Genomic DNA, 20,646 nt, shown 5'->3' with positions numbered 1-20,646 from the left:
CTCCATTATGTTTGAATTTTTATCTAGTTGTATGTTGCGATTGCTGTTACCACTGAGGCATTAACGAAAGTGGTGGCTCTTGCAGGGTAGCAATTTGCTCTTTACAAGCAAGTACTTGTTGCTCCCAATATTTCGGATCATTAAACCACGGGAAGGCCAGAGGAAACGCAGGATCGTGCCATCGTTTCGCCAACCATGCCATGTAATGCACCATACGTAGACCGCGTAGTGGTTCGATTAGTTTCAGTTGTGCGGTATTAAAATCGCAAAACTCTTGGTAACTCTCTAGCAAAATATCCAGTTGCATCAGCTTATCTTGGCGCTCGCCATTGAGCAGCATCCACAGATCTTGTATCGCAGGGCCGTTACGAGCGTCATCAAGATCGACGAACATTGGCCCATCGCGCCACAAAATATTGCCAGGGTGGCAGTCACCGTGCAGGCGGATATTCTCAATGTTGCTCGGCCACTGGCTCTCTAGCTCTTTGATCAGAAGGTCAACGTCATTGAAGAAGGCATTTTCTAGGTGCGTCGGGATAAACTGAGAGTTCTCTAGAATCTTACGTGGCTGATAAAGGTATTCATCTAAGCTGATGGTCGGGCGATGCTGGAATGTTCTTCCCGCGCTGGCTTTATGAATACGACCAAGAAAGCGTCCTACGCCTTCCAATTGATCTAGATTGTCAACTTCATACTGTCTGCCGCCAACACTTTCAAATAGTGCAAATAGGTAGCCTTGGTATTCATGTAAGGTTGCACCGTTGATTCGCATTGGAGGCGCAACCGGCATCTCTTGTTCGATAAGCTCGAGTGCGAAGTCATGCTCTTCTTGGATCTGTGCCTTGTTCCAGCGTTGTGGACGGTAAAACTTAACGACGTAGCGCTTACGGTCTTCATCGGTGAACTGATAGACACGGTTTTCGTAACTGTTGAGAGCGAGAAGCCCGGATTCAGCGCGAAATCCGATGCTCTCCAGTGCGTACCACATGAAGTCAGGAGTCAGGTTATCAAAGTTAAAGGCTTGCATCGTCATAGAATAAAAAAGGCTCATTACTGAGCCTTTTTCCATTTATTGGGTTGTTATACCAAGCACTACGGTGCGGGTATCAGAGCTTCTTGATAAAGCGGCTTTCGACTTCCATCGTAAACTCTTCATTATCCGAGAGTATAAACTGAATTGTCGAAACTGGTGAGCTCAGTTTTTCTGGGTCGGCGCCCAAACTGATAGGTAGGTTCAAAACCTCGCCTGGATCGACAGTAATCGTCTGTTTACCATACCAGATAGAATCGGGCAGTCCGCTAACATCGAGTTTGTACTCTTGCTCTTGTTGAGTCTTGTTGATCACTTTCAAGGTGTAGGTGTTTTCAACCAACCCTTGGTTATTGACTCTAAACAGTTGGTTTCGGTCACGCAGAACACTTAGGCCGGCAGGATCAACGCTCGCGATTTGGGCGAAGAACAAGCCCAGCATCACGATCAAGATAGCGCCATAGCCCAACAGCTTGGGACGCATTACCTTGGTCGAGTGACCTTCAAGTCTGTGCTCGGTGGTGTAATTGATCAGGCCTTTCTCATAGCCCATACGCTCCATCGTGTTGTCACAGGCATCAATACACGCGCCGCAGTTAATACACTCGTATTGCAGGCCGTCACGGATATCGATACCCGTAGGGCACACTTGTACACACAGATTACAGTCAATACAGTCGCCTAGACTAAGCTCTTTTGGATCGGCTTTACGAGAGCGAGGGCCACGGCTTTCACCACGTTCTGTGTTGTAACCAACGATGAAGGTGTCTTTATCGAACATTGCCGACTGGAAACGCGCGTAAGGACACATGTGCAGACAAACAATTGAACGCATCCAACCCGCATTGGCATAAGTACATCCAGCAAAGAACAGTACCCAAAACACCGGCCAGAAAGACGAGTTAAAGGTAAAGAAGCCAACCACTAACTCTTTGATTGGGATGAAGTAACCAACAAAGGTTAAGCCCGTCGCAATGGCAATCGCCCACCACGCAATGTGTTTGAGGGTTTTTCTGAGGATTAAATTGCTCGTCAGTTTGCCCGAGTCTTGTTTTCTTCGCTTATTGGCAGCGCCTTCTAGCTTCTCTTCGAACCAGATATACATGAAGGTCCAGACGGTTTGTGGGCATAAATAGCCACACCAGACACGGCCTAAGAAGGTGGTTATGAAAAACAGGCCAAACGCGGCAATCATAAATAGGATCGCGAGTAGGGTCAGATCTTGCGGGTATAAGGTGGTGCCAAAGAAGTTGAACTGTTGGCTGCCGATATCGAGCAAGATCGCTTGACGTTCACCAAAGGGAATCCATGGGATAAGCGCAAAAAGTAAAAGTAAGAACCAACCGCCATAGCGACGCAGTTGTTGGAATTTACCTTTGCTTTCTCGAACATAGATTCGGTTACTTGGGTTAAATCGATCTCCATTACCTTTATGTGTTTTCGGGTTAAAGGTTTTAGGAGTCACATCTTTGATATCGATTTTATCCTGACTCATGGACTATCCTTTTTGTGGCTTGTTTGCCCGGTTAAGTCGGGCATGACGACATTACTTGAAAGTATGGTTTAGAGAACCTGTTGAAATTGAGCTTGGTGCATTTGTTGTTATCGCACTCACTCTTATTATTTTAGAAGATTCTTATGGATGGCGATTATAACGACAATCTTGTTCTCATTTCTTTAACGCTATCAACCTTTAACAACAAAAGTCATAACAGTTGTTACGAAAAAATAGCGAACAGAAACAAAAAAGCGACCTGGTGGTCGCTTTTTAAAATTGAGTGTTTTATCTATACGGCAATTGAGCTCTAAACTAACGGGCGACTAAAGAAGGCCACGTGCTTTTAGAATTGCGGTTTTGAAATCATCTTCTTGGTCTTTTTTCAGGCCCGGGATCATCTCATCTTTTTCGCTGTTGCGCATTTTTAGGTGATAGATAAGAACATCGTCAGTCAGTTCTTCAAGCTTGCCTTGGTAGCCCGCTTCTTTTGATAGCTTAATGATGAACTCTAATAGGTTAAGCTCTTGATCTTTCTGCCACTCAGGCTCCATCAGTTCAAGCAGTTCTTCAATGCGGTGACACTTCATACTTTATTTCTCCACAAATTTTATAATGATTTGTGGCTAAGGTATCAAATCGGGTAGGGAATACCAATGTGTAAACACATTTCAAGATGGGAGCGGGCAAGAAAAAAGCGCAGTAAAAACTGCGCTTTTTGTTAAGCGGCTTTAATCACTTTCGTTGTAGTCGGTGCTAATAAAGCAGTCTTCTCAACTAGAGTCATTGTAGGAGCCAATTTCTTAGCCGTTGGAGCAGCAACAAAGCCACTACGACGACGCATCGCACTACGGTTGGTGTGCGAGAACCTGACAGCTGTTGGGCGCATTAATTTACCTAACGGTCAGGCATATCCATTGCCAATCTAATGGCCTGATTTACCATGAGCTCCACCTCAATTGCTTGAAGCGTCACTCGTCTGGCTTTCGCCAATCCGAAGAATAAATCAGGATAATGATATGCATGCATATCAAGGCTTAGATTATCACTATCTAAGTTATCGATCGACGCCTGAGTGATAAATAGACGATATTAGAGCTAAAATAGTGTGAGCAGTATATTTGAGTTTGAACCTCTTTCAGGCTTAAGATGATGCTTTAAAGGAGGTGCATATGTCGTTCTTAAAGAAAACGTTAGCAAGTTTTGGAATTGGATCTGCCAAGGTGGATTCTGTATTGCAACAGGAAGTGCTTTATCCAGGCAAGAAGGCGAGCATTATTGTGCATGTCTATGGTGGCGCTCAGCCACAAGAGATCGACAATATCGATCTCAACTTGTGCTGTCGTTACGTCAAAGAAATTACTATGAATTCGCAAAGGCAAGAGGGCGGTCAAACACGTCGAATGCACCAGACATACTCGTTGGCCAAATGGAGCCTGCCGTATGCCTTTGTTATTCAGCCGGGTGAAACCCGTGATTTTGAATGTGAGTTTGATGTCCCGCTGAACACACCTGTCACGATTGGTGATTCAAAGGTGTGGCTAGAAACCGGGCTCGATATTGCGATGGCGATTGATCCATCGGATAAGGATATTTTAACGGTTCGCCCAGATGCACTTCTTGATGGTATTTTTAATGAACTAGAAGCTCAAGGTTTACGCATTCGCCAAGTTGAGTGCGAAGCAGTAGAGGGCTTTGAACTGCCATTTGTTCAAGAGTTTGAGTTTGTCCCTACCACTGGTCCATATCATGGCCGCTGGCGTGAACTGGAAGTGGTTGCTCATCGTGATGAAACCGAGCTTAAGTTGTGGTTTGAGATAGACCGTAATCGCGATGGTGCAAAAGGCATGTTGGCGAGCTTGTTAGGCATTGGCCAACTGCAGCGTCAATTGAGTGTGCCATTGGATACGTCACCACAAGATGCGGGCAAGATGGTACTTGAGTATCTAGACAACGCATCTTAGTTAGCTCTTTGGTTCTGTAGCTTTAGAGACCTTAGCTTCATCACACCGTTTAGGCGTTATTAATGTCATAAAAGATGTCATAAAAATTTAAGCTTACACGTGTAAGCTTAATGTGCAATACTAGGCAAATCGAACATTTACTCTAGTAGGATAATCATGTCTGCATCATCGGCGAGCGAATACAGTGACATCGAAGAACGCGCCAATGCGATAACCCATGGCTTGGGTGTTGTGCTTGGCGTGGTTGGTTTAGTCCTGCTGCTGATTCGTGCGTTTGACCATCAAGCCGACATACTGACTATTGCGAGTATGGCGGTATATGGCAGCAGTATTATCCTACTCTTTCTCGCTTCCACGCTTTATCACTCGATCACCACAGAAAAGACCAAGCGATTACTGAAAACTCTCGATCACTGTGCGATCTACTTATTGATCGCGGGCAGTTACACGCCATTTTTATTGGTGAGTTTAAGAACACCATTGGCGATGGGTTTGATGGCAGTGATTTGGGGTATCGCGCTAGTCGGAATCATTATGAAGATTGCCTTCGTCTACCGATTTAAGCGTTTGTCATTGGTGACTTACTTGGCGATGGGTTGGTTATCGCTGATTGTGGTTTATCAACTGGCGATGAATATCGAGATGGGTGGTTTGGTGCTACTAGCACTCGGTGGCGTGATTTACTCGTTGGGTGTGATTTTCTATGTGGCAAAACGCATCCCTTACAATCATGCCATCTGGCATTTGTTTGTGTTGGCGGGCTGCGCTTGCCATTTCTTCGCTATTTATTTGTACGTGACTCCGGTTTAGCGAGCCAGTACCTCAGTAATCTCAGCTTTAATCTGATATTCAGGGTGTTGTTCTAGGTCGAGCTTGATGAGCTTGCCTTCTTCACCCGTCTTTGGTCGTAGGTATGTGTCGGCCATTCGTTTGATTGATTTCCACACAGCAACTTCTTCTTCTGCCAACAACTCACCTTCTGCAGTAAATACGCTGATGTTAAGTGATACCAAAATGACCGCTTGAGTGCCTTGGTTAGTGATGGCTGTCGGAATGATAAGCTCACCATCTTCATAGCGACTTGCACCCAGTACAACATCCACTCCTGACTGAGACAGCTGTAAGCTTGGCTTTTTACTATTAACCACAATCGTAGTGCCACGCACGTTAGTCGCAACTGGAACTGCCACAACAGGCGCTGCTGCGACAGGTACGGCGATCTCTGATGTTGTCGCTACTTCTTCCGCTTGCTTCTCTGCCACGTACTGCCAAGTAAAGTCATCTTTCAGCAGTATCTGTTTTCCATCTTGAAGAGTTACCATTTGGTCGGCGAAGGCTGAACTGCTTAGCAGTGCGCTTGCGATAAGTAGGTATGATTTCATCTCTGTTTCCTTAAATATTCGTGCAATTAGCGTCGCCAAAAGGCTGGGAAAAATAGAACAATGAGCGTCAGTATCTCGAGTCGCCCCATCAGCATTCCTAAGCTTAGCAACCATTTAGCAGCGTCGGGCAGTGGAGCAAAGTTCCCGGTTGGACCGATCACGCTGCCCATGCCTGGGCCCACGTTGGCAACGGCTGTGATAGCACCAGATATACTGGTCACAGGATCAAGCCCCATCGCGCTCAAGCCACCTGCAATTAAGATAATCGTAATAAAGAACATCAAACCAAATGCGACCAGTGAACGCACAATGTCGTCATTAACGGGGCGTTGGTTATAGCGTTGAACAAAGACACCTGATGGGTGGATCAACTTCATCATCTGTTTGTGAAGCATGGTCATCGCGATCTGGAAGCGGAAGATTTTGATACCGCCAGAGGTTGAACCTGAGCACGCGCCCGACATCATTAGAAACGCAAACAAGGTCGTTGGCAGTGCACCCCACGCGGTGAAGTCTTCTAAGCCAAAACCGGTAGTGGTAACTACGGACACAATATTGAACATCGAAACACGCATCGCATCCATGACCGTGTAGCCATCTCTAACCACCAACCATGTCGATATCACGGCACTGGTGACTAAGAATAGATAGGTGAAGCCTCTCACTTGCGCGTCTTTGTAGAGGATTGAGAGTTTTCTGCCACGCAGTGCGCTAACGAACAGTAGGAACGGCAGACCACCAAGGAACATGAACAGGGTTCCCACCCAGTGAGCACTGTTAGAGAAGTGGTTCATCGAGCCATCTGATGTTGAGTAACCACCCGTAGACAGTGTTGTGAAGGCATGATTGATCGCGTCAAAGATGCCCATGCCTGCAAAGAGATAGCTAATGATGCACAAGCCAGTCAGAACCAGATAAACCGCCACGATGTTCTTCGCGACCGTTTTTGCTCGTGGGCTGCTTTTATCTGACCAGTCGGATGATTCGGTTTGGAACAGGCGCATACCACCGACGTTGAGCATTGGCAGAACCGCTACCGCCATAACGATGAAGCCGATGCCACCTAACCATTGCAATATAGAACGCCACAACAGAATGCTTGGTGCCATGCTGTCTAAGCTGCTTAATACGGTTGAGCCTGTTGTGGTGATACCAGACATGGTTTCAAAATAGGCGTCAGTGAAGCTGATGTGGTTGATGAAGACAAACGGCAGTGCAGCAAAGGCACTGGCTATCGTCCATACCAGAGAGGTGATCAGGAACATGTCCCGCACCCCAAGTCGGAACTTAGCGGAGCGCCCTAAGCTCAAGCAGATGAACGCCACAATGTGCGTGATCACTACCGATTGACCAAACTCGAGGAAGCCACCGGTGCCTGTGAAAAAGGCAACCAATGTGGGGATGTACATGAAAAGGGCGAGTTTTGATAACACTAACCCTATCACTAATAATATCGGACGAAAGTTGACCATAGCTTAATAGACCATCGCTTTGTGCCGAAGCGTCGTTCTCACAAGAAGAAGGTTGCGAGAAGATACTTACGAGAACAAGGCTATAAGAAGAACGGGCTCGGTTGGAATAGAGACTCAACATCAGGTACGTATTTCTTGTCCACTAGGAACATCACTACGTGGTCATCTTGTTCGATTACGGTTCTATCGTGCGCGATAAGTACTTCTTCTCCGCGAACAATCGCACCAATAGTGGTGCCCGGTGGTAGCTTGATGTCGCCAATCGCTCGGCCAACCACTTTAGAGGTGGTTTCGTCACCGTGAGCAATCGCTTCGATCGCCTCTGCAGCGCCGCGACGTAGAGAGGATACGTTTACGATATCAGCACGACGAACGTGAGTAAGCAGCGCAGAAATGGTCGCTTGCTGTGGCGAGATAGCAATATCAATCACACCACCCTGAACAAGGTCTACGTAAGCACCACGCTGAATCAGTACCATTACCTTCTTGGCACCCATTCGCTTCGCCAGCATGGCTGACATGATGTTGGTTTCATCTTCATTGGTTAGGGCGATGAACACATCAACTTGATCGATATTCTCTTCGGTCAGCAGCTCTTGATCGGCGGCATCACCACAGAATACGATGGTGTTTTCTAATTCTTCAGACAGCTTCTCGGCGCGAGTGTAGCTGCGCTCGATAAGCTTGATACTGTAGCTCTGCTCAAGGCGTTTTGCCAAGCTTGCACCAATGTTACCACCACCGACAATCATGATGCGGCGGTACGGTTTCTCTAGGCGCTGTAGCTCACTCATTACTGAGCGGATGTGGTTACTCGCTGCGACGAAGAACACTTCATCATCGGCTTCAATGATGGTGGTGCCTTGTGGACGAATAGGGCGACCTTGACGGAAAATAGCGGCAACACGGGTATCAATGTGCGGCATGTGCTCACGCAAAGCAGACAATGCGTTACCAACCAGTGGACCACCGTAGTAGGCTTTTACTGCTACTAGGCTAACCTTCTGTTCAGCAAAGCTCACAACCTGCAGTGCGCCTGGGTATTGAATCAGGCGCTCGATGTAGCTGGTCACTAGCTCTTCGGGTGCGATCAGGTGATCGACTGGGATGGCACCTGATTTGAATAACGCTTCTTTCTCTTCTAGGTATTGAGGAGAGCGAATACGAGCAATTCGGTTCGGCGTATTGAAAAGAGAGAAAGCAACCTGACACGCAGCCATGTTGGTTTCATCCATGTTGGTTACGGCAACCAACATGTCGGCATCTTGCGCACCCGCTTCACGTAGTGTGTTTGGGTGGCTGGCATAACCGTTTACAACCCTAAGGTCGTACTTATCCTGAAGTTCACGAAGTCGGTCAGCATTACGGTCGACAATGGTGATGTCGTTGTTTTCACCAACCAGGTTTTCAGCAAGGGTACCGCCAACTTGTCCAGCACCTAGGATAATGATCTTCATAGCCTTTCTCTTTTCTTTACCGTGGTAATTCTAGTTATCTAACTTTATTTTGATAATGCACTAGAAAGAAACAGCGGCTAAGAAATAAATTCTTAGCCGCTGTTAGTTGTTATGCCTGTTTTACTAGAACTGCGTAGTAGAAGCCATCCATATCTTCTTCTCCAGGTAGTATTTGACGACCCGGATTTTCGATATCAGACCCAACCAACGTAGCGTTCTCAGTGCGTGCTAGGAATGCTTTCACTTGCAGCACGTTTTCTTGCGGCGTGATAGAACAAGTCGCATAAACCATGGTGCCGCCTTCTTTCAGCTGACGCCACATTGCATCCATAATCTCGCTTTGCAGTTCAGCCAGCGCATCAATGTCAGACGCACGACGTAGCCACTTGATGTCAGGGTGACGGCGAATGACGCCAGTCGCTGAACAAGGTGCATCAAGTAGGATACGGTCGAACTTATCACCCATCCACCACTCTTCTGGGTAGCGAGCATCACCACAAATTACGTCGGCACGCAGTTGTAGACGCTCAAGGTTATCGTAAACGCGGTCTAGACGTTTAATGTCGCAGTCAATCGCAACCACTTCAGTGTCTTGAGTGTGCTCAAGAATGTGTGCCGTTTTACCACCTGGCGCAGCACAACAATCTAAGATCAGCTCACCATCTTTTGGTGTTAGGTAGTCAACCGAAAGCTGAGCGGCAGCGTCTTGCACTGATACCCAACCTCTGTCGAAGCCAGGAAGCAAAGTAACATCACAAGGTGCAGCTAATTTTATGGCATCGGCTGCTTCTGGGTGCAATGTGTATTCAATGTTTTCGTTTTTAAGTAGTTCAACATACTCGTCACGAGTGTGGTGTTGGCGGTTAACGCGCAGCCACATTGGTGCCTTACTGTTGTTTGCTTCAACCAGTTGCTCCCATTGATCTGGGTAGCTCTCTTGAAGCATTTTTAGAATCCAGCTTGGGTGGCCGTATTTGCCTGCATTGTGACTAACGGCTTTCTCGTCCAGTTCTTCTTGGTCACGTAGGTAGCTACGTAGCACAGCGTTGATCAAACCACTCAGGCTTGGACCACGCAGTGTTTTAGTGCCCTCAACCGTTTCAGCAACCGCGGCATGCGAAGGGATACGCATGAAGCTTAGTTGGTAAATGCCCACCAAGATTAGGTGGTGGAATACACGCTTTTTACCTTTAAGCGGGTTTTCCATCAGTTCGTTAGCGATTGACTCTAAACGAGGCAGGTAACGAAGTGCGCCGTAGCAAATCTCTTGCAGTAGAGCATGGTCTCGTGGACGGATCGTTTTTTGAGCCGCAGGGAGAGCGTGTGACAGAGAGTGGCCTTTATCGACAACTTGGAATAGGACATTTGCAGCAGCAGCGCGAACATTCATGAGGGGTACCGAATATTTATTTGAATACATGAGGGCATCTCTGCCCTCGTAAAGGTTTTCTAAGCTGCGTAATTAGCAGCTTTAAAAGCGGATTAAGAAAGTTGTGTACCAACTTCAAACCAGCTTGCACGTGAGTTCAAGATATCCTGAACTGACATGGCTTTTTTACCTGGAACTTGCAGTTGTTCAAGAACAAGTACGCCTTGCCCTGTCGCAACATAGATACCAGTTTTATCCGCTTGCAGAATGGTACCTGCAGGCTTATCAGAAGTTTGCTCTGCCACACGGCTTTGCCATACTTTAATGCTGTTCTCAGCAGCTTCAAAGTGACTCATTGGCCATGGGTTGAAGGCACGAACGCAGCGCTCAATATGCGCAGCTTCATCACTCCAGTTGATACGCGCTTCTTCTTTGCTTAGCTTCTTCGCGTAGTTCGCAAGCTCATCGTCTTGCTTTTCTGCAACTGCTTTGCCAGAAGCGATGTCCGCTAGACATTCAACAAGCGCATCAGGGCCAAGGCCCGCTAATTTCTCGTACATAGATGCGCTAGTATCTGTCGCTTCGATAGGCAGCGTCGCGATACTTAGCATGTCGCCAGTATCTAGGCCGATATCCATCTGCATGATCGTCACGCCTGTCTCTTTATCACCCGCCCAAATAGAGCGTTGAATCGGAGCAGCACCACGCCAGCGCGGTAGGATAGAGCCATGTACGTTGATACAACCTAAGCGAGGCGTATCTAATACAACCTGCGGAAGCAATAAGCCGTAAGCGACAACAACCATGATGTCAGCGTTCAATTCAGCTAGCTCTTGCTTAGCCTCATCTGACTTGAAGTTTTCTGGTTGGTAAACCGGAATATTGTTTTCAAGTGCGATGTTTTTTACTGGGCTCGCAGTGAGTTTTTTACCGCGGCCTGCTGGGCGATCTGGCTGTGTGTAAACAGCAACAACTTCATGCTCCGAAGACAACAACGCCGCCAAGTGACGGGCGGCGAAATCCGGAGTACCTGCAAAGACAATTCTTAAAGACTGACTCAAGGTAGGCTTCCTTCTAATTTAGTAATAGCAGCGGTTATTAACCTTGTTTCTCGTTGAAACGTTTAATCTTCGCTAGCTTATCTTGGATACGTTTACGCTTTAGTGGCGATAGGTAATCAACAAACAACTTGCCTTCTAGGTGGTCAAGTTCGTGCTGAACACAGATAGCCAGAAGGTCGTCAGCGTCGAATGTGAATTCGTTGCCGTCACGGTCTAGTGCTTTAACCGTTACTTCTGCAGCGCGAGGTACTAGAGCTCGAGCGCCTGGTACAGATAGGCAGCCTTCTTCGATTCCATCTTCGCCGCGCTTCTCAGTAATTTCAGGGTTGATAAGCACCATTGGCTCATCACGTGTTTCTGAAATATCGATAACAACGATGCGTTGGTGGAAATCTACTTGCGTTGCCGCAAGGCCGATACCTTCTTCGTCGTACATGGTTTCAATCATGTCATCAACGAACTTTTGAATCTCTGGGGTAACTTCTTTTACCGGTTTCGCCACGGTACGTAGACGATCATCTGGTAATGTTAATACTTGTAATACAGACATATACACTCGAAATATTGAACTGTGCCGAAACAGCTTAAACCTTGTTGGCTCAATTCTAGACATTTTAGAGGTCAAATGACAGCATCCTGAAGGTAATTCTCAAATCAGATGTCATATATTCAGACCAAGGAACCTAGGTCATGCGTCATTTTTCTCCCATTTTTTCTCTTGTTTGTGCCTCGCTTTCGTTCGCCGCTACGGCTGAAAATAGCGCTCAACCTTTAACCATTAAGCAGGGCGCACCTGAGGCGTATGTGGTGGTAAAGGGCGATACCTTATGGGATATATCTGCGATGTATCTTGATAGCCCGTGGTTGTGGCCAAGGTTATGGCAGGTCAATCCAGAGATAGAAAACCCTCATCTCATTTATCCCGGAGATAAACTGTCTTTGGTTTGGATTAATGGCGAGCCTGTATTGAGCCTCAAGCCTGTTATCAAACTTAGCCCCAAGATTCGTGTTTCTGAGAAGAAAGCAGTACCTACCGTCAACGAGGGACTGGTTCTACCTTATTTACAGTCTGATCGCTTGGTAGAGCAGCAAGATATCGAATCGGCACAACGAGTATTAGGAACCAGTGATGGTAAACGTTTCTTATCGGGTGCAGACCGGTTGTTTATCTCAGGTAACCAACAACATCAAAAGTGGGGTATCTACCGCGCAGTTGAAACCTACCAACGGCAGCAACCCCAAGCAAGTATGACCTCTTTGCGTTTGGTCGCCACGGCGCGCTTAAAAGAAGTGGATGCTGAGTTCAGCAGCTTGCAGATAGACACTCAGCTGCAAGAGGTATTGCTGAACGACCTTGTGCTACCAGAACTTGGTGTTGATCAGGTGAAGCTCTCTACCACGTTTTATCCTGCACCTAGTGCGGCGGGTCAATTTGCTAATATTTTGGGTTCGTTAGATGGCAGCCAATACAGCGCAAAGAATCAGGTTGTGGTTATTAACAAAGGCTCGCAAGACAATCTTCGCCAAGGCTCTATGTTTACCCTCAGCGAAAGCGGCGCGGTGGTGTTTGGTAAGCAAGGCGAATACAGCTACAAAGAGTCTGCGGCGAGCGATAAGGTGCAATTGCCAAGTACCTCACTCGGTAGCTTGATGGTTATTCGTCCTTATGAGTATTTTAGCTTGGCGTTGATCACTCAAAGCTCTAAGCCGGTTAGCAATGACATCCTGGCGGTATCGCCTTTAGATCTTGCGTTGACGGAAGAGGTTAAGGGCACCGAGTGAATGAGCAACAACTGAGTGCTTGGTTAACTCTAAGTTTTGTTCCTCAATTGGGTGGCAAACGCCTTTCTCGCCTGCTGAGTATCGATTCCCCTTCGAACATTGTTGGCTACTCAAGCCAGCAGCTGCAAGTGATGGGTTTATCAGGCAAACAAATTTCTTATCTAAGAGAGCAAGCCCCAAGAGAAGTGGAGGCTTGCTTATCATGGCAAGCAAAACAGCCTAACCATCACATCATTACCCCTAATTGCCCACATTATCCCAAACTGCTTAATGAGATTGCCTCTGCGCCCAGTGTTCTTTTCGTTAAAGGTCACGTTGAAAAACTGATCGAGCCTCAAATCGCGATGGTCGGCAGCCGCAATGCCAGTATTGAAGGGTTACAGACAGCGAAGTCCTTCGCCAAAGAGTTTGTCCAAAATGGCTTGATCGTCACCAGTGGCTTAGCGTTGGGCATTGACGGCTATGCTCATGATGGTGCTTTGGATAAAGGAGGAGAGACTTTCGCGGTGCTGGGCTCTGGCTTAGATTCAATTTACCCTGCGCGGCACAGAAATTTAGCCGATAGGATCTGTGAAAATGGGGCGCTGATTTCAGAGTTTCGTCCAAGCGCCAAACCACGACCTGAACATTTCCCCCGTCGTAACCGTATTATAAGTGGCTTGTCGTTAGGAACCTTGGTGGTGGAAGCGGCTGAGAAGAGTGGCTCTTTAATTACCGCTCGCTATGCCATGGAGCAAGGTCGAGAAGTGTTTGCGCTGCCCGGTTCTATTCATAGCCCAACCAGTCGCGGAGGTAACAGTCTCATCAAAGCTGGAGCATGTTTAGTGCAAAATGCTCAAGATGTTCTGATTGAAATAAAGAGTCTGTTAAACTGGTCTATAGATCAGCAGCCGAGCTTATTCGAACCTACGCCGAATGAGGGTGAAAATGAACAATTGCCATTTCCACAGCTGTTAGCTAACGTAGGATTAGAGGCGACACCCGTTGATATTTTGGCACAGAGAACCCATATACCTGTGCATGAAGTCATGATGCAGCTTTTAGAGCTTGAGCTCTCAGGGCATGTTGTTGCAGTTTCCGGTGGCTATATTCGAAAGGGGAGAGGCTAAGCTATGATGATGGACATACTGATGTACTTGTTTGAAACCTACATCCATAGCGATTCTGAATTGCAGGTGGATCAAGATGAGCTGGAAGATGAGCTTCTTCGAGCAGGGTTTCACCAAGATGATATTTATAAGGCTCTCCATTGGTTAGAAGATCTTGCAGCATTGCAAGATACCGATAACCAAGCGGCGATTACTATGTGCTCTAATACCTCGATGCGTGTTTACACAAGTAAAGAGATATCACGTATTAATATGGAGTGTCGTGGTTTCTTGTTGTTCCTTGAGCAGATCAACGTCCTCACGACAGAGATTCGTGAAATGGTGATTGATCGTGTCATGGGGTTAGAGACCAATGAATTTGAGTTGGATGATCTGAAGTGGATTATCTTAATGGTACTGTTCAATGTACCGGGTAATGAAAGTGCTTACACGCAAATGGAAGAGCTGTTGTACACCAAAGAGCAAGGTATCTTGCATTAATACAGGCTTATCATGAGTAGTAAGATTGATAATCAGCTTTTTTCAGCACATGAACATGCGTTAGAGCATGAACCATGTCCACAGTGTGGTGGGGAGCTTCAGCTTCGCCATGGTAAGCACGGCCCATTTTTAGGCTGTAAGCAGTATCCGAGCTGTGATTACATCAAGCCTCTTCATCAAAATGATGGTCATGTGGTGAAAGAGCTGGGCGTTCCGTGTCCTAAATGCCAAAACGAATTGGTATTAAGGCAAGGTCGCTTTGGGATGTTCATTGGCTGTAGCAGTTATCCAGAGTGTAATCACATCGAATCTTTGGACCAACCGAAAGAACAACCTGAAGAGCAGCCACTTGTTGCCTGCCCTGAGTGTGGTCGAGGCCACTTGGTTGAGCGTAAATCTCGCTATGGCAAAACCTTCTATGCGTGTGATAACTACCCTAAGTGTAAGTTCGCCGTTAATCAGCCACCTGTTATAGGTCGTTGTGAACAGTGCCAGTTCCCGTTGTTACTTGAGAAGAAAACAGCCAGTGGTACCAAGAAGCAATGCGCTGATCGCAAGTGTCACCACATTCAATCTCAATAACTCGATATTATAGACACAAAAAAACGGCGCTCACTGAGCGCCGTTTTTGTATCCAATAAACTTTTTATATCAATAAGCCAATGTAGGCTTACTTCATCTGCTCAGCAAACTCATGCACAGCAGGGTAGGCTTGCTTATCAAGAATCTCAGCCAATGAGCACAAAGCTCTTTGTAATTCTGCGTTGTAGTCAGCGCTCACGTTAATGTGACCCATCTTGCGACCTGCACGCTTTTCTTTGCCATACCAATGAACATGACAACCACCTTGAGCAAGAATAGCCTCAGGAAGAGTATCTTCGCCAAGAATGTTGATCATTGCGGTTGGACGAATCAGTTTAGTGCTACCTAGTGGCATGCCACACACTGCACGTAGGTGGTTTTCAAACTGACAAGTCTCTGCGCCTTGTTGCGTCCAGTGGCCCGAGTTATGAACACGTGGTGCAATCTCATTAACAAGCAGTGAACCTTGAACATCAAAGAACTCAAGTGCTAGCACGCCAACGTAATCTAAACGCTCAGCAATGGCAGTGAACATGGCTTTAGCTTGCTCTTGCAGTTCAATGTCATCAATCGCTGTCGATAAGCTCAACACGCCGTCGGTGTGAACATTCTCAGCCAGTGGATACACTTGAACCTCGCCATTGGTATCACGAGCACCAACCAGTGATACTTCGCGGTCAAACGGAACAAACTCTTCAGCCACAATCGCTTGGTTGTCGGTCGCGGTAATGCACTCAGCCATTTCTGCCCAAGTCGCGTCAACATTGTCTAATGTCTTTAAGCGCCATTGGCCCTTGCCGTCGTAGCCGCCAAGTGTGCTCTTCAACACCATTGGTAAGCCAACGTGAGCAATTGCAGCGTCAAAGTCTTCGCGAGAGTTAACCACGTAGTACTTAGCATTCTTCACGTTCGCTTCGTCTAACAGGGCTTTTTCAAGACGACGGTCACCGCCAGCTTTGATTGCTTCTGTTGTCGGTAAGAACTTACCGCTGCGCTCACACACCTCAAGTACATCGTGAGGAATATGTTCGAATTCAGCAGTAATGACGTCCGCACGCTCAATCGCATTTTCTAAGCCGTTACCTAGAATCGCTTGCGTTAATGGGTGAACAATATTTTTGCTGCCAACATCAAAAGCAGAAATTTCAATATTCAGCGGTGCCCCAGCTAGGGACATCATGCGAGCAAGTTGGCCCGCGCCTAACACAAGAACATGCATGGAAATTAGTCCTCTGCAGGGTTTGGATTAGCCAAAACCGTTTCTGTTTGCTCAGAACGGAATGCTTCTACTTTTGCCATTACTTCTTCATTGTGTGTACCAATGATTTGAGCCGCTAGGATGCCTGCATTGGCAGCGCCAGCTTCACCGATAGCCAAAGTACCTACCGCGATACCTTTTGGCATCTGCACGATAGAAAGCAGAGAGTCCATGCCTTTCAGTGCTTTAGACTGAACTGGAACACCCAGAACTGGTACGCTTGTGAAAGCAGCAGCCATGCCCGGAAGGTGCGCTGCACCGCCAGCACCAGCAATAATTACTTTAATACCGCGCTCTTTCGCACTGGTTGCGTAGTCTGCAAGCAACTGAGGTGTGCGGTGAGCAGAAACCACTTTTGTTTCGTACGCCACGCCAAACTGATCCAACATTTCTGCAGCTAGCTTCATTGTTGGCCAATCAGATTTAGAACCCATGATAATACCGACAGTCATCTCAAACTCCTTCAGGTACGATTTAATTAGTGATTAGATATTTTGCGCGCATTATACGGGTAAAATTACTTAAGGAAAACGTTTGCGTCAGTCTAAGTTGTTAATTGATACATTTTATAAACAAATAGCTTTAGTCACAGTGAATGATAATTTGTACACTTAGCGAGTTCGATAACTGACTTAATGAGGCAACTCGTGGATAACTTTCAACATACATTGCAGGCATTACAACAAGGTGAAGTCATTGCTTACCCGACCGAAGGCGTTTTTGGGGTTGGTTGTGATCCTGATAATCCACATGCCATCAAGAAATTACTCGAGTTAAAACAGCGTCCAGTTGAAAAGGGCTTGATCTTGATTGCTGCAAGTTACGAGCAGCTGCTTCCTTATATTGATGAAAGCCAGTTGACGGAAGAACAGTTGGTAACAGTGAAAGCGACATGGCCAGGTCCGGTCACTTGGATTATGCCAACCAGCAGCAAAGTTACTGACTGGGTCAGCGGCCAGTTTGATTCCATCGCGGTACGAGTGACGGATCACCCTTTGGTTCAAAGAATGTGTAATGAGTTCGGCAAGCCGTTAACCTCTACCAGTGCCAACCTGACTGGCGAGCCGCCTTGTATGACGACTGAAGAAGTTCAACAGCAACTGGGTCAACACTTAGTCGCGATTCTAGAAGGCCAAACGGGTGGCCGTGAGAAGCCAAGCGAAATTAGAGATGCAAAAACGTCGAAAATATTAAGACAGGGTTAAACCCTGCAAAGGAAGTAAGATGTCAGCAATTGATAAAGAAGCAGTAAAGCAGTTTTTACTGAGCCTACAAGATTCGATTTGCCAGCAGCTTGAGCAAGCTGATGGTGTAGCGTTGTTTGAAGAAGATGCATGGGAGCGAGAACCTGGCGATCGTCTAGGTGGCGGTGGTCGTACTCGCGTGATGACCAATGGTGCTTTATTTGAACAGGGTGGAGTTAACTTCTCTCACGTCGCTGGTAAAGCAATGCCTGCCTCTGCAACCGCTCACCGTCCTGAGTTAGCCGGACGTAAGTTTGAGGCGATGGGGGTTTCATTAGTTATCCACCCTAAAAACCCATATATCCCAACCTCACACGCGAACGTTCGATTCTTCATTGCGGAAAAAGAAGGGGAAGACCCGATTTGGTGGTTTGGTGGTGGTTTTGACTTAACGCCATTTTATCCTGTCGATGAAGATTGCCAATCTTGGCATCAAACTGCTAAAGATCTTTGTGCGCCGTTTGGTGATGATGTTTATCAAGAACACAAAGAGTGGTGTGATAAGTACTTCTATCTTCCTCACCGAGACGAAACACGTGGTGTTGGTGGTCTGTTCTTTGATGACTTAAATGAGTGGGGTTTCGATAAGAGCTTTGCTTATATGCAGGCTGTCGGTGAAGGTTTTGCTGCGGCGTACTTACCTATTGTCGAGCGTCGCAAAGATACACCTTATGGCGAACGTGAGCGTGACTTCCAACTATACCGTCGTGGTCGCTATGTTGAATTTAACCTAGTTTATGACCGTGGCACCTTATTTGGCCTGCAAAGTGGTGGTCGCACAGAGTCTATATTGATGTCGATGCCGCCGTTGGTTCGTTGGGAATATCGCTATGAACCACAAGCGGGCTCACCAGAAGCTCTGCTTTATAGCGACTACCTAAAGCCTCGAGTTTGGTAGTTCTTCCTTCCTTATAGGGATAGTGATAGGGTCATCTATATAGATGACCCTTTTTTATTTCTGTTAGGTAAGGATATGACACAGCAAGTAGATCGTTATGCCGTTTTCGGTAACCCTATTGGGCAAAGCAAATCGCCATTCATTCACACATTATTTGCTCGCCAAACCAGCCAACAACTTACCTATACAGCACTCCAGCCAGAACAAGGTGAATTCATCATTGCTGCTCAAGCTTTTTTTAGTGAGGGTGGTAGAGGGTGTAATGTCACAGCACCATTTAAAGAAGATGCTTACCAGTTCGCTAATCGCCTGACTGAAAGGGCTGAACTAGCAGGTGCCGTAAACACACTTAAGAAGCTCGATGACGGAGAAATCATTGGTGATAACACCGATGGCGAGGGTTTAGTTCAAGACCTGCTTCAACATCAAGTTGCGTTAAAAGGAGCTCGCGTTCTTCTTCTTGGCGCTGGTGGTGCCGCGAGAGGAGTGATTCAACCTCTTCTCGACCAAAAGCCACAACAGCTGGTGGTCGCTAATCGAACCAGCTCCAAGGCTGAACTTCTGGCTGAGATGTTTTCTTCACATGGAAACATCAAAGGAATGGGGTTAAGTGATGTTAATGAAGGGTTTGATGTCATTATTAACTCGACCTCATCTGGTCTAAGTGGGCAGCTTCCTGAAGTGTCTGACGTTATTTTCAATTCTAATAGCGCCGTTTATGACATGGTTTATGGATCGGGAACCACAGTATTCAATCAATGGGCATTAGGTAATGGTGTTCATGCTGCTTATGATGGTTTAGGTATGTTAGTGGGGCAGGCAGCAGAGAGCTTTATGCTTTGGCGTGGCCTTCGTCCGGGAACAAAACAGATTTTAAGAGAATTACGTAAAAATCTAGAGATGTAATGGGGTGTTTATAAAAAATGAATCAATCAATTCTATTTCCTGATATCCAAGATTGGGATGAAGAGAGCCGAACAATCACGTTCCCAGCACAACAGTCGGGCGCATTGATTGAATGTGTCATGTCTATTGAGGAATTATCACGATTGGCAGGTAAAGATATAGAAGAAGGCGATCAAGCTTTAGTTATCTTTTCAGAGTTACGTTTCGATATTGAAGAGCTAGCGGAAGAGTTAATAGAAGAAGAGGAGTATGACTCCTCTAATCGGATTCAGATCAAAGCGCTTTAGACTGAAATTACAGAGTCTAGATAGTCATTTTTATTCTGAACGTAGTTGTCTGCAGACTTCTGTAGAAAGGCACGCTCTTTATCATTTAATGGGCGAGCTTGTTTTACTGGGCTTCCTACATAGAGGTAACCGCTTTCAAGTACCTTGTTTGGTGGCACTAAGCTACCAGCACCAATCATCACTTCTTTTTGGATAATCACGCCATCCAACACGATCGCTCCCATACCAACAAGTACACGATCCTCAATAGTGCAGCCATGCAGCATTACTTTATGCCCGATAGTGACATCATTACCTATTAAGAGAGGATAACCGTCAGGGTTTTCAGCATTCTTATGGGTGACGTGCAAGACACTACCATCTTGGATATTCGTTCTCTCTCCAATATGAATGTGGTTCACATCCCCTCGAGCTGCAACCAAAGGCCACACGCTAGAGTCGTTACCGATTTTGATATCACCAACCAGTACTGAACTGGTATCTATATAGACACCTTGCCCAATCTGAGGGGATATTCCTTTATAACTGCGTATTGAACTCATAAATCCTCCTTTATATAGGCACCTTAAGCCCTTAATTAAGAGGAATACTAGTGAAAATGGGGTGTTTTGAACAAAAAACGCTCGAACAATCAAAAAAGTAAGAAAAACTTCAAAAAGGGCTTGCCAGTGTGATCGAAATCTCTATAATGCCACCTCGCTGACACGGGATGGCTTCGTAAGAAACCAAAACGAATCAGCAGGTCAAATTAGCCAAGCTAAGCGCTTGAAAAAAGTTTTGAAAATAGTGGTTGACACTAAAACTTAAATCGCTAAAATGGCCGTCCGATTTGAGCGAAGCTCAAAAAGGAAAAGCTCTTTAACAATTTAA

At 46.4% G+C, this 20,646-nt stretch carries 23 protein-coding genes; 10 read left to right on the top strand and 13 right to left on the bottom strand.

Annotated elements, in window-relative coordinates; all coding sequences use genetic code 11:
• Positions 1 to 46 precede the first annotated feature (46 nt).
• The 4 genes from AB4138_RS05125 to AB4138_RS05110 all read right to left on the bottom strand — a co-directional run bounded on the left by AB4138_RS05125 (position 47) and on the right by AB4138_RS05110 (position 3,414).
• Positions 47 to 1,033: a serine/threonine protein kinase gene (locus AB4138_RS05125; RefSeq protein WP_372305207.1), complete on the bottom strand. Its 987-nt coding sequence runs from the start codon at positions 1,031 to 1,033 to the stop codon at positions 47 to 49.
• Positions 1,034 to 1,106: 73 nt separating this feature from the next.
• Positions 1,107 to 2,525: a cytochrome c oxidase accessory protein CcoG gene (gene ccoG / locus AB4138_RS05120; protein WP_017063014.1), complete on the bottom strand. Its 1,419-nt coding sequence runs from the start codon at positions 2,523 to 2,525 to the stop codon at positions 1,107 to 1,109.
• Between the two features lie 326 nt (positions 2,526 to 2,851).
• Complete coding sequence (locus AB4138_RS05115; protein WP_009848104.1) at positions 2,852 to 3,115, bottom strand: YihD family protein; 264 nt, start codon at positions 3,113 to 3,115, stop codon at positions 2,852 to 2,854.
• A 131-nt stretch (positions 3,116 to 3,246) separates the two neighbouring features.
• On the bottom strand, positions 3,247 to 3,414 hold the full coding sequence (locus AB4138_RS05110) for a hypothetical protein (protein WP_004739323.1): 168 nt from the start codon (positions 3,412 to 3,414) through the stop codon (positions 3,247 to 3,249).
• A gap of 283 nt (positions 3,415 to 3,697) precedes the next feature.
• Here AB4138_RS05110 and AB4138_RS05105 point away from each other — a divergent pair, with 283 nt between their 5' ends.
• Complete coding sequence (locus AB4138_RS05105; protein ID WP_017058778.1) at positions 3,698 to 4,489, top strand: sporulation protein; 792 nt, start codon at positions 3,698 to 3,700, stop codon at positions 4,487 to 4,489.
• Between the two features lie 156 nt (positions 4,490 to 4,645).
• Positions 4,646 to 5,299 (top strand): hemolysin III family protein, encoded by a 654-nt coding sequence (locus AB4138_RS05100; RefSeq protein WP_017058777.1) that lies wholly within the window; start codon positions 4,646 to 4,648, stop codon positions 5,297 to 5,299.
• On the opposite strand, the gene AB4138_RS05095 is transcribed toward AB4138_RS05100, so the two are convergent.
• From AB4138_RS05095 to def, 6 genes are all read right to left on the bottom strand, one after another.
• A complete protein-coding gene (locus AB4138_RS05095; protein WP_372305193.1) occupies positions 5,296 to 5,871 on the bottom strand; it encodes a DUF3157 family protein in 576 nt (191 codons plus the stop codon). The two genes, AB4138_RS05100 and AB4138_RS05095, sit on opposite strands and share 4 nt — an antisense overlap.
• A 26-nt stretch (positions 5,872 to 5,897) precedes the next feature.
• Entirely contained in the window at positions 5,898 to 7,343 is a 1,446-nt protein-coding gene (locus AB4138_RS05090; protein ID WP_372305190.1) for a TrkH family potassium uptake protein, read from the bottom strand.
• Between the two features lie 80 nt (positions 7,344 to 7,423).
• Positions 7,424 to 8,800 (bottom strand): Trk system potassium transporter TrkA, encoded by a 1,377-nt coding sequence (gene trkA, locus AB4138_RS05085; protein ID WP_004735766.1) that lies wholly within the window; start codon positions 8,798 to 8,800, stop codon positions 7,424 to 7,426.
• A gap of 109 nt (positions 8,801 to 8,909) precedes the next feature.
• A complete protein-coding gene (rsmB, locus tag AB4138_RS05080; RefSeq protein ID WP_017058774.1) occupies positions 8,910 to 10,190 on the bottom strand; it encodes a 16S rRNA (cytosine(967)-C(5))-methyltransferase RsmB in 1,281 nt (426 codons plus the stop codon).
• A 92-nt stretch (positions 10,191 to 10,282) separates the two neighbouring features.
• A complete protein-coding gene (fmt, locus tag AB4138_RS05075; protein WP_017058773.1) occupies positions 10,283 to 11,230 on the bottom strand; it encodes a methionyl-tRNA formyltransferase in 948 nt (315 codons plus the stop codon).
• A gap of 37 nt (positions 11,231 to 11,267) precedes the next feature.
• The gene (def, locus tag AB4138_RS05070; protein ID WP_017058772.1) at positions 11,268 to 11,780 is read right to left on the bottom strand and encodes a peptide deformylase; all 513 of its coding nucleotides are present in this window, start codon (positions 11,778 to 11,780) and stop codon (positions 11,268 to 11,270) included.
• A 140-nt stretch (positions 11,781 to 11,920) separates the two neighbouring features.
• Between def and AB4138_RS05065 the strand changes: the two genes are divergently transcribed.
• Genes AB4138_RS05065 through AB4138_RS05050 form a run of 4 tightly spaced genes read left to right on the top strand, consistent with a single transcriptional unit; the run spans position 11,921 to position 15,183 of the window.
• The gene (locus tag AB4138_RS05065) at positions 11,921 to 13,012 is read left to right on the top strand and encodes a LysM peptidoglycan-binding domain-containing protein (protein ID WP_372305187.1); all 1,092 of its coding nucleotides are present in this window, start codon (positions 11,921 to 11,923) and stop codon (positions 13,010 to 13,012) included.
• On the top strand, positions 13,009 to 14,121 hold the full coding sequence (dprA, locus tag AB4138_RS05060) for a DNA-processing protein DprA (protein ID WP_371725275.1): 1,113 nt from the start codon (positions 13,009 to 13,011) through the stop codon (positions 14,119 to 14,121). Before AB4138_RS05065 ends, dprA begins: the two co-directional genes overlap by 4 nt.
• Before the next feature lie 3 nt (positions 14,122 to 14,124).
• Complete coding sequence (locus AB4138_RS05055) at positions 14,125 to 14,601, top strand: DUF494 family protein (RefSeq protein ID WP_029235095.1); 477 nt, start codon at positions 14,125 to 14,127, stop codon at positions 14,599 to 14,601.
• A 12-nt stretch (positions 14,602 to 14,613) separates the two neighbouring features.
• Positions 14,614 to 15,183, top strand: a complete 570-nt coding sequence (locus AB4138_RS05050) for a type I DNA topoisomerase (protein ID WP_017063003.1) — start codon at positions 14,614 to 14,616, stop codon at positions 15,181 to 15,183.
• Positions 15,184 to 15,271: 88 nt separating this feature from the next.
• On the opposite strand, the gene AB4138_RS05045 is transcribed toward AB4138_RS05050, so the two are convergent.
• Positions 15,272 to 16,402 (bottom strand): 5-(carboxyamino)imidazole ribonucleotide synthase, encoded by a 1,131-nt coding sequence (locus tag AB4138_RS05045; protein WP_102321074.1) that lies wholly within the window; start codon positions 16,400 to 16,402, stop codon positions 15,272 to 15,274.
• Positions 16,403 to 16,407: 5 nt separating this feature from the next.
• Positions 16,408 to 16,893 (bottom strand): 5-(carboxyamino)imidazole ribonucleotide mutase, encoded by a 486-nt coding sequence (purE, locus tag AB4138_RS05040; protein ID WP_004735777.1) that lies wholly within the window; start codon positions 16,891 to 16,893, stop codon positions 16,408 to 16,410.
• 195 nt (positions 16,894 to 17,088) lie between these two features.
• On the opposite strand from purE, the gene AB4138_RS05035 reads away from it, so the two are divergent.
• The 4 genes from AB4138_RS05035 (at position 17,089) to AB4138_RS05020 (ending at position 19,776) form a co-directional block, all read left to right on the top strand.
• Positions 17,089 to 17,646 carry an L-threonylcarbamoyladenylate synthase gene (locus tag AB4138_RS05035; RefSeq protein WP_017058767.1) on the top strand — a complete coding sequence of 186 codons (558 nt, stop codon included), beginning with the start codon at positions 17,089 to 17,091 and terminating at the stop codon, positions 17,644 to 17,646.
• A 19-nt stretch (positions 17,647 to 17,665) separates the two neighbouring features.
• Positions 17,666 to 18,583 (top strand): oxygen-dependent coproporphyrinogen oxidase, encoded by a 918-nt coding sequence (gene hemF, locus AB4138_RS05030; protein WP_372182716.1) that lies wholly within the window; start codon positions 17,666 to 17,668, stop codon positions 18,581 to 18,583.
• 75 nt (positions 18,584 to 18,658) lie between these two features.
• Positions 18,659 to 19,489 carry a shikimate dehydrogenase gene (gene aroE, locus AB4138_RS05025; protein ID WP_372182715.1) on the top strand — a complete coding sequence of 277 codons (831 nt, stop codon included), beginning with the start codon at positions 18,659 to 18,661 and terminating at the stop codon, positions 19,487 to 19,489.
• Positions 19,490 to 19,506: 17 nt separating this feature from the next.
• Positions 19,507 to 19,776, top strand: coding sequence for a DUF1488 domain-containing protein (locus tag AB4138_RS05020; protein WP_017058764.1), 270 nt, complete (start codon positions 19,507 to 19,509; stop codon positions 19,774 to 19,776).
• Here the strand turns inward: AB4138_RS05020 and AB4138_RS05015 are convergent.
• Positions 19,773 to 20,318: a gamma carbonic anhydrase family protein gene (locus tag AB4138_RS05015; protein ID WP_017058763.1), complete on the bottom strand. Its 546-nt coding sequence runs from the start codon at positions 20,316 to 20,318 to the stop codon at positions 19,773 to 19,775. The genes AB4138_RS05020 and AB4138_RS05015 overlap by 4 nt on opposite strands.
• Positions 20,319 to 20,646 lie beyond the last annotated feature (328 nt).

Origin of the sequence: Vibrio sp. 10N.286.52.C3 (assembly GCF_041468865.1) — a bacterium.
GTDB classification, from domain to species: Bacteria; Pseudomonadota; Gammaproteobacteria; order Enterobacterales; family Vibrionaceae; genus Vibrio; species Vibrio crassostreae_C.
The sequence above is the reverse complement of the archived record's forward strand: the minus strand, read 5'-3'. Positions and strand labels throughout refer to the sequence as shown.

Coding starts and splice junctions, on each gene's coding strand:
- AB4138_RS05125 (WP_372305207.1), bottom strand. CDS start 1,033: ATGACGATGCAAGCCTTTAACTTTGATAACCTGACTCCTGACTTCATG.
- ccoG (WP_017063014.1), bottom strand. CDS start 2,525: ATGAGTCAGGATAAAATCGATATCAAAGATGTGACTCCTAAAACCTTT.
- AB4138_RS05115 (WP_009848104.1), bottom strand. CDS start 3,115: ATGAAGTGTCACCGCATTGAAGAACTGCTTGAACTGATGGAGCCTGAG.
- AB4138_RS05110 (WP_004739323.1), bottom strand. CDS start 3,414: ATGCGCCCAACAGCTGTCAGGTTCTCGCACACCAACCGTAGTGCGATG.
- AB4138_RS05105 (WP_017058778.1), top strand. CDS start 3,698: ATGTCGTTCTTAAAGAAAACGTTAGCAAGTTTTGGAATTGGATCTGCC.
- AB4138_RS05100 (WP_017058777.1), top strand. CDS start 4,646: ATGTCTGCATCATCGGCGAGCGAATACAGTGACATCGAAGAACGCGCC.
- AB4138_RS05095 (WP_372305193.1), bottom strand. CDS start 5,871: ATGAAATCATACCTACTTATCGCAAGCGCACTGCTAAGCAGTTCAGCC.
- AB4138_RS05090 (WP_372305190.1), bottom strand. CDS start 7,343: ATGGTCAACTTTCGTCCGATATTATTAGTGATAGGGTTAGTGTTATCA.
- trkA (WP_004735766.1), bottom strand. CDS start 8,800: ATGAAGATCATTATCCTAGGTGCTGGACAAGTTGGCGGTACCCTTGCT.
- rsmB (WP_017058774.1), bottom strand. CDS start 10,190: ATGAATGTTCGCGCTGCTGCTGCAAATGTCCTATTCCAAGTTGTCGAT.
- def (WP_017058772.1), bottom strand. CDS start 11,780: ATGTCTGTATTACAAGTATTAACATTACCAGATGATCGTCTACGTACC.
- AB4138_RS05065 (WP_372305187.1), top strand. CDS start 11,921: ATGCGTCATTTTTCTCCCATTTTTTCTCTTGTTTGTGCCTCGCTTTCG.
- AB4138_RS05055 (WP_029235095.1), top strand. CDS start 14,125: ATGATGATGGACATACTGATGTACTTGTTTGAAACCTACATCCATAGC.
- AB4138_RS05050 (WP_017063003.1), top strand. CDS start 14,614: ATGAGTAGTAAGATTGATAATCAGCTTTTTTCAGCACATGAACATGCG.
- AB4138_RS05045 (WP_102321074.1), bottom strand. CDS start 16,402: ATGCATGTTCTTGTGTTAGGCGCGGGCCAACTTGCTCGCATGATGTCC.
- purE (WP_004735777.1), bottom strand. CDS start 16,893: ATGACTGTCGGTATTATCATGGGTTCTAAATCTGATTGGCCAACAATG.
- hemF (WP_372182716.1), top strand. CDS start 17,666: ATGTCAGCAATTGATAAAGAAGCAGTAAAGCAGTTTTTACTGAGCCTA.
- aroE (WP_372182715.1), top strand. CDS start 18,659: ATGACACAGCAAGTAGATCGTTATGCCGTTTTCGGTAACCCTATTGGG.
- AB4138_RS05020 (WP_017058764.1), top strand. CDS start 19,507: ATGAATCAATCAATTCTATTTCCTGATATCCAAGATTGGGATGAAGAG.
- AB4138_RS05015 (WP_017058763.1), bottom strand. CDS start 20,318: ATGAGTTCAATACGCAGTTATAAAGGAATATCCCCTCAGATTGGGCAA.